Origin of the sequence: Haladaptatus sp. (assembly GCF_049589095.1) — an archaeon.
Lineage (GTDB): Archaea > Halobacteriota > Halobacteria > Halobacteriales > Haladaptataceae > Haladaptatus.
Genome location: NZ_JBAWAC010000420.1, coordinates 1 through 4711, shown reverse-complemented (window position 1 = coordinate 4711; position 4711 = coordinate 1). Strand labels below are relative to the sequence as shown.

8 protein-coding genes are annotated in these 4711 nt (G+C 61.6%); 3 read left to right on the top strand and 5 right to left on the bottom strand.

Going from position 1 to position 4711, the window contains the following annotated elements; genetic code table 11:
- Positions 1-101 precede the first annotated feature (101 nt).
- Both WBV42_RS13240 and WBV42_RS13235 read right to left on the bottom strand, forming a co-directional pair.
- On the bottom strand, positions 102-689 hold the full coding sequence (locus WBV42_RS13240) for a thymidine kinase (protein WP_423986441.1): 588 nt from the start codon (positions 687-689) through the stop codon (positions 102-104).
- Between the two features lie 41 nt (positions 690-730).
- Complete coding sequence (locus tag WBV42_RS13235; RefSeq protein ID WP_423986440.1) at positions 731-1312, bottom strand: NADPH-dependent FMN reductase; 582 nt, start codon at positions 1310-1312, stop codon at positions 731-733.
- Positions 1313-1386: 74 nt separating this feature from the next.
- Between WBV42_RS13235 and WBV42_RS13230 the strand changes: the two genes are divergently transcribed.
- A complete protein-coding gene (locus WBV42_RS13230) occupies positions 1387-2172 on the top strand; it encodes a hypothetical protein (protein ID WP_423986439.1) in 786 nt (261 codons plus the stop codon).
- A gap of 3 nt (positions 2173-2175) precedes the next feature.
- Here WBV42_RS13230 and WBV42_RS13225 read toward each other — a convergent pair whose 3' ends face one another.
- On the bottom strand, positions 2176-3081 hold the full coding sequence (locus tag WBV42_RS13225; RefSeq protein WP_423986438.1) for an A/G-specific adenine glycosylase: 906 nt from the start codon (positions 3079-3081) through the stop codon (positions 2176-2178).
- Positions 3082-3245: 164 nt separating this feature from the next.
- Here WBV42_RS13225 and WBV42_RS13220 point away from each other — a divergent pair, with 164 nt between their 5' ends.
- Positions 3246-3521, top strand: a complete 276-nt coding sequence (locus WBV42_RS13220; protein WP_066142124.1) for a hypothetical protein — start codon at positions 3246-3248, stop codon at positions 3519-3521.
- Positions 3522-3560: 39 nt separating this feature from the next.
- Positions 3561-3884: a hypothetical protein gene (locus WBV42_RS13215; protein WP_253227166.1), complete on the top strand. Its 324-nt coding sequence runs from the start codon at positions 3561-3563 to the stop codon at positions 3882-3884.
- On the opposite strand, the gene WBV42_RS13210 is transcribed toward WBV42_RS13215, so the two are convergent.
- Together WBV42_RS13210 and WBV42_RS13205 are read right to left on the bottom strand one after the other, a co-directional pair.
- The gene (locus tag WBV42_RS13210) at positions 3875-4249 is read right to left on the bottom strand and encodes a DUF7344 domain-containing protein (protein WP_423986437.1); all 375 of its coding nucleotides are present in this window, start codon (positions 4247-4249) and stop codon (positions 3875-3877) included. The genes WBV42_RS13215 and WBV42_RS13210 overlap by 10 nt on opposite strands.
- Positions 4250-4309: 60 nt before the next feature.
- Positions 4310-4615, bottom strand: a complete 306-nt coding sequence (locus WBV42_RS13205; RefSeq protein WP_423986436.1) for a helix-turn-helix domain-containing protein — start codon at positions 4613-4615, stop codon at positions 4310-4312.
- Positions 4616-4711 lie beyond the last annotated feature (96 nt).

Below are 4711 nucleotides of genomic sequence, written 5' to 3'. Positions count from 1 at the left end.
GCCGTAGGTTGAGCATACCCCCAATACGTACTCACACCTTTAGTTACCACGGAACGACGTGCGTCGGTTCGATCGTCGCCATCGTCGCCGTCACGACTCCGCTACTCGCGCCGTAGGATGTGGCAGTTTCGACACCGCGCTTCGTAGGACTCCTGTGCGCCGACGAGAATCGTGGGATCATCCACGTGTGCGGGTTCGCCGTCGATGAGCCGCTGGTTTCGCGTCGCGGGTTCGCCACACTGCGCACAGATGGCTTGGAGCTTTTCGACGTACTCGGACACGGAGATAAGTTGCGGGACCGGATCGAACGGTTCGCCGCGGAAGGTCTGGTCGGTGCCGCTGATGATGACGCGTCGTCCGTCATCCGCGAGGAATTCACACACGTCGACGAGTTCCGCGGAGAAGAAGTTCGCTTCGTCGATGGCGACGACTTTCTCTCCGTTCAGTCCCTTCGGGATTTCCCACACGCCGTCGTCGTCCGGTTCCACGACGGTCGCTTCCCACGAGCTGCCGTCGTGGGAGCCGACCGTGTCCTCGCCGTAACGGTCGTCCAGTGCGGGTTTGAACACCGCGACTTCCTGCCCCGCGATCTCCGCGCGGCGAAGCCGTCGGAGCAGTTCCTCGGTCTTCCCGGAGAACATACAGCCGGTGATGACCTCGACCCACCCGCTGTTCGTGATTTTGTGCATACCCGTGTGACGCTCAATCCGACGGCAAAAGAGTTGCTCATTCAATCGGCCGCGCCGATATTTTCCCCGCTCTCGAAACTCGGCGGGCAGGGCTCGATGTGCGAGTAGCGGACTATCTGCCGCCCGAGGGTGACGACGCGATTCTCCAACTCCTCGTCGGTGAACGCACCGTCCATGACCGCGCTGTGCGAGCGCGGAATCGCAACCTCGTACGGGAGCACCCACGCATCGAGCGCGCGACAGACGGACCGGAGGTGGTCCATCGCGGTGACCGGAAACCGACCACCCGCCACGGCGAGCAGGCCGACGGTCTTCCCCTCGAACTCGTCGAACCCGCAGTAGTCGAGCGCCGCCTTCAGCGGCGAGGAGTACGACCCGTGATAGACGGGTGTGCCCAGGACGACCGCGTCCGCCGCGCGCACGCGACGTTTTAGTTCGGGAACATCACCCGCTTCCCGCTCACCGGGGTCGAACTGCGGCAGGTCGAATCCGCGGAGGTCGAGGAGTTCGCCGGTTCCACCCGCTCGCTCCACGCCGACGAGGGCATGTTCGAGCGCGAATCTGGTCACGCTTTCCTCGCCGAGACTGCCACAGATCGCCACGACGTGCGGTTGATTGGCCATGGGAGAACAGTCGCGCGGCAAAGCGAAATACGTTGCAGGGGAACGCCCAAGTGTCGGTACTCCGAACGATCGATATGAATCCGCCGGACGTCGAACCCTTCGAGTTCTCACACATGCTGATCGCCGCGGACTTTCACGACGCTTCAAGCGCAGTCCTCCGAGTCGCACTCGACCGCGCAACCGACGGCTACGTCGGTATCGACCACGACGAACTCGAAATGGGGCTACCCGACGCGCCGCGCTGTCGAGCGACGTGGGAGGAAGTGCGTGACTCGCTCTCGTGGTGTGACGACCGCCATCCGGGTGCGTGGTATCACGGAGCGCTTCCCGAACGGTCGGAAGCGTTCGAAAAGCTGTGGTCGCTGGAGGATGGCAACAGTGGAGCCTTCTTCCTCCACACGCTGATCCTCACCATCGGTGACGAACCTCTGCTTTTCGCCGTGCCGCATCATTCGATTTACCAACTGGAGCCACCGGACAAATCGTTCGTCGCGGCGGTGGACGATGCGCTCGCGGGAAAACAAGCCACCGCTCTGCCATTGACGCCGGATATCGAGTGGTCCGCTGGCGACCGAACCTATCGGCTGAGCGGCATGGTCCTCTGCGTTCGCGGCGGGGGCCTTCGAGAGCGTGGCTGTTATCGGCTCACGGAGCTTCGCCGAATCGAAGCGAATCCGGAGACACTGTCGCTCTCGTTGGACTGGAAGGCGAAACAACCGACGGACGGAGTAACCCGTGTTCTGTCCGAACTGTCGCCGCTCGTGTCCGACCCGCCGGAACGCGTGTATTTCGAGGACAGAGAAACGATGCGTGAAATAGTCGCCGTGATTCGCGACCGGTTGGACGCGTACTACGAGTAACGTCTATCTTCGAAGTCGTGCCACCCACTCCTCGCGCTCCTCCAACTCCACCAACCCATCGCCTTCCAAATCCGAACACAGTTCCCGGAGCCACTCCTCGCCGTACTGGCCGCCGTAATCGATTCGCACCCGCGGGCCGAGTTTCGAGAGCGGGAGTTCGTCGTACTCCTTCAACAGCGAGACCACGCGGCCGCGCATCTGCCGACGGCTACCCTCGAACTTGGGCTGGGTAGGTACGTCGGGGGCGGTAAAATCGCCCGTCTCGTAGGCGTGACACCACTCGCGCCACGGGCAACCGGCGGTATCACAGGAGGGCGTCTTCTCGCAGGCCACGCCGCCGAGTTCCATGATGGCGTTGTTCCAGACGCGGGACTCCCCGTCGGGCATCAGGTCGCTTGCGACCTCCTCGAAAACCGAATCGTCGTCCGGCACGTCGAACGCCCGGTACAGCACACGCTTGACGTTGGTATCGACCACCGCGTTGCCGTTGTTAAACGCGAACGAAGCGACGGCGTTGGCGGTGTACGGCCCGACGCCCTGCAAGTTCTGGAGTTCGTCCGGCGTCTCGGGGAACGTGCCGTCGTACTCCTCAATGACTTGGTTCGCGGCCTCGTGGAGGTACTTCGCGCGATTGTTGTAGCCCAAACTGTGGGAGGACCAGAAGCCGACCACGTCCGAGCGGTCGGCCGCCGCGAGGTCCTCCGGGGTCGGCCAGCGGTCAAGGAACGCCTCCCACGCCGTCACGACGCGGCCGAGTTGCGTCTGCTGGCTCATCACCTCGGAGACGAGGATGGCGTATGGGTCGTCGGTTTCGCGCCACGGGAACGACCGATGGTCGTCCTCGTACCACGAAACGAGGGCGTCGCGTACCGCGTCTCTGTCGGGGATCGACGGCGCCGTTTCGGTCATCAGTGGGGTTTTGGACGGCGACGGTTTACGGATAGCGGTTTTCGAGAGGGAACACCGAAACGTGTGAGAGCTTTTCGGCTGTCACGGGGCGCTCCACGACACCAGGTACCAAACGGCCGAGTTAATCTGAAGGCTTATTGCACGTTCGTCTTAATCTTCGCTGGATGCACGTACGTCCCTCCACACTTTTCCTCATCGGCGTCGGCATCATCGTCGCGCCAGCGGCACCACTCGTGTTCGCCCGCAGTCCGTCCGTGTGGATCGCCGTCGGGTGTACGTTCATGCTCGCAGGTGCCGGTATGTCGCTTCAAGAACACCGAGGACAGCGCTCAGCGCGCGAATCGAGTCCACAGTCCTATCACTACATCGTCTGTGGGAACTGTAGCGCTCGCAACTTCGCTAGCCGGGACGAGTGTCGGTGCTGTGACGAACCGTTCTAGAGCGAAAGCCGTATCCCGCTACCGCACAACCACCCGGCAATGAGTCTGGACGACCTGAACGACGACGTTCGAGCCACCTACTCGTCGCTCGACGAGGACTTTTCCGTCTCCCTCGACCGTGAAACGCGCAACGAACTCGCCATGCTGGGCACCGCGTTCGACACCGACGATTCCGCGGAGATCATCCGACGTGCCGTTCACCGATTGTTTCAGACGACGGTCGAATCCGGAACGCTCGACTTCCATCTCCGAAGCACGTACGACGTGACCTACGACGAGTATCTCTCGGGCATGACGTTCGAAGAAATGACCGGTGCAAATCAGCTTCCCCAACGCGACGACGAGCGCCGCTATCAGTTCTGAGCGGTATCGGCGACCGAAAGCCGTATCGTCTCGTCCTCTCGGTCCCACCGAATCAACCCGGAATCGTCGAGTTTGGGCAGATGTGCGTGGTTGAGAATCGTCCTTGCCCGGCGTTGGTCGGGTTCGATACCTGTCGCCGTGAGATAATTTGCCATCTCGGTAACGGGAACCTCTCTGTCGAGGCCGTACAGATACGCGAGAACCTCCCGTCGTGACTCGGCCGCCAGTGTCTCGTGTAACTCCGTCGGCAAACGGAGAAGGACACCCAATCCGAACATCCCGACCGCGTCGCCGAACGTCGTAGTCGGGTTGCATGGGGGTGCTGTGGTCCCGCTCGATTGTCGGTCGTCTCGCATTTCGGCCATCGTATTCTCGAAAAACGGAGTAGTAAGGATAGCAATGCTGCCTGTTATTACAGCCCACTTTTACGTGGACCCGGTGTCCCGACCGTTCGCTTCGAGGAGTACCGCTTCGAGGACGCTTCCGGTTCCACGTCGGACACGTTCGGATACCGACTGCTGGGTGACGCCGAGTTCGTCCGCGAGTTCGCCGAGGGTTACGCCGCGCGGAACGTCGAAGTAATCCCGTTCGAGTGCCAGCATCAGCGTCTCGCGTTGTTCAGGTGTCAACCCGAATTCCTCTCGTTCCTCGGCGAGGTCCGTCGCAACGCGATCCAGTGTGTAACTGATGTCCCGGACTTCACAGTAGGTACTTCCCCGCTGTAGCGTCACGGCTGAATCAGTAGCTGATTGAAGAGATGTCTGGTTCATTCAGTTGTGCTACTCAACGAACCAGACGCTGAGATTACGGCGGATGACCTCAAATCA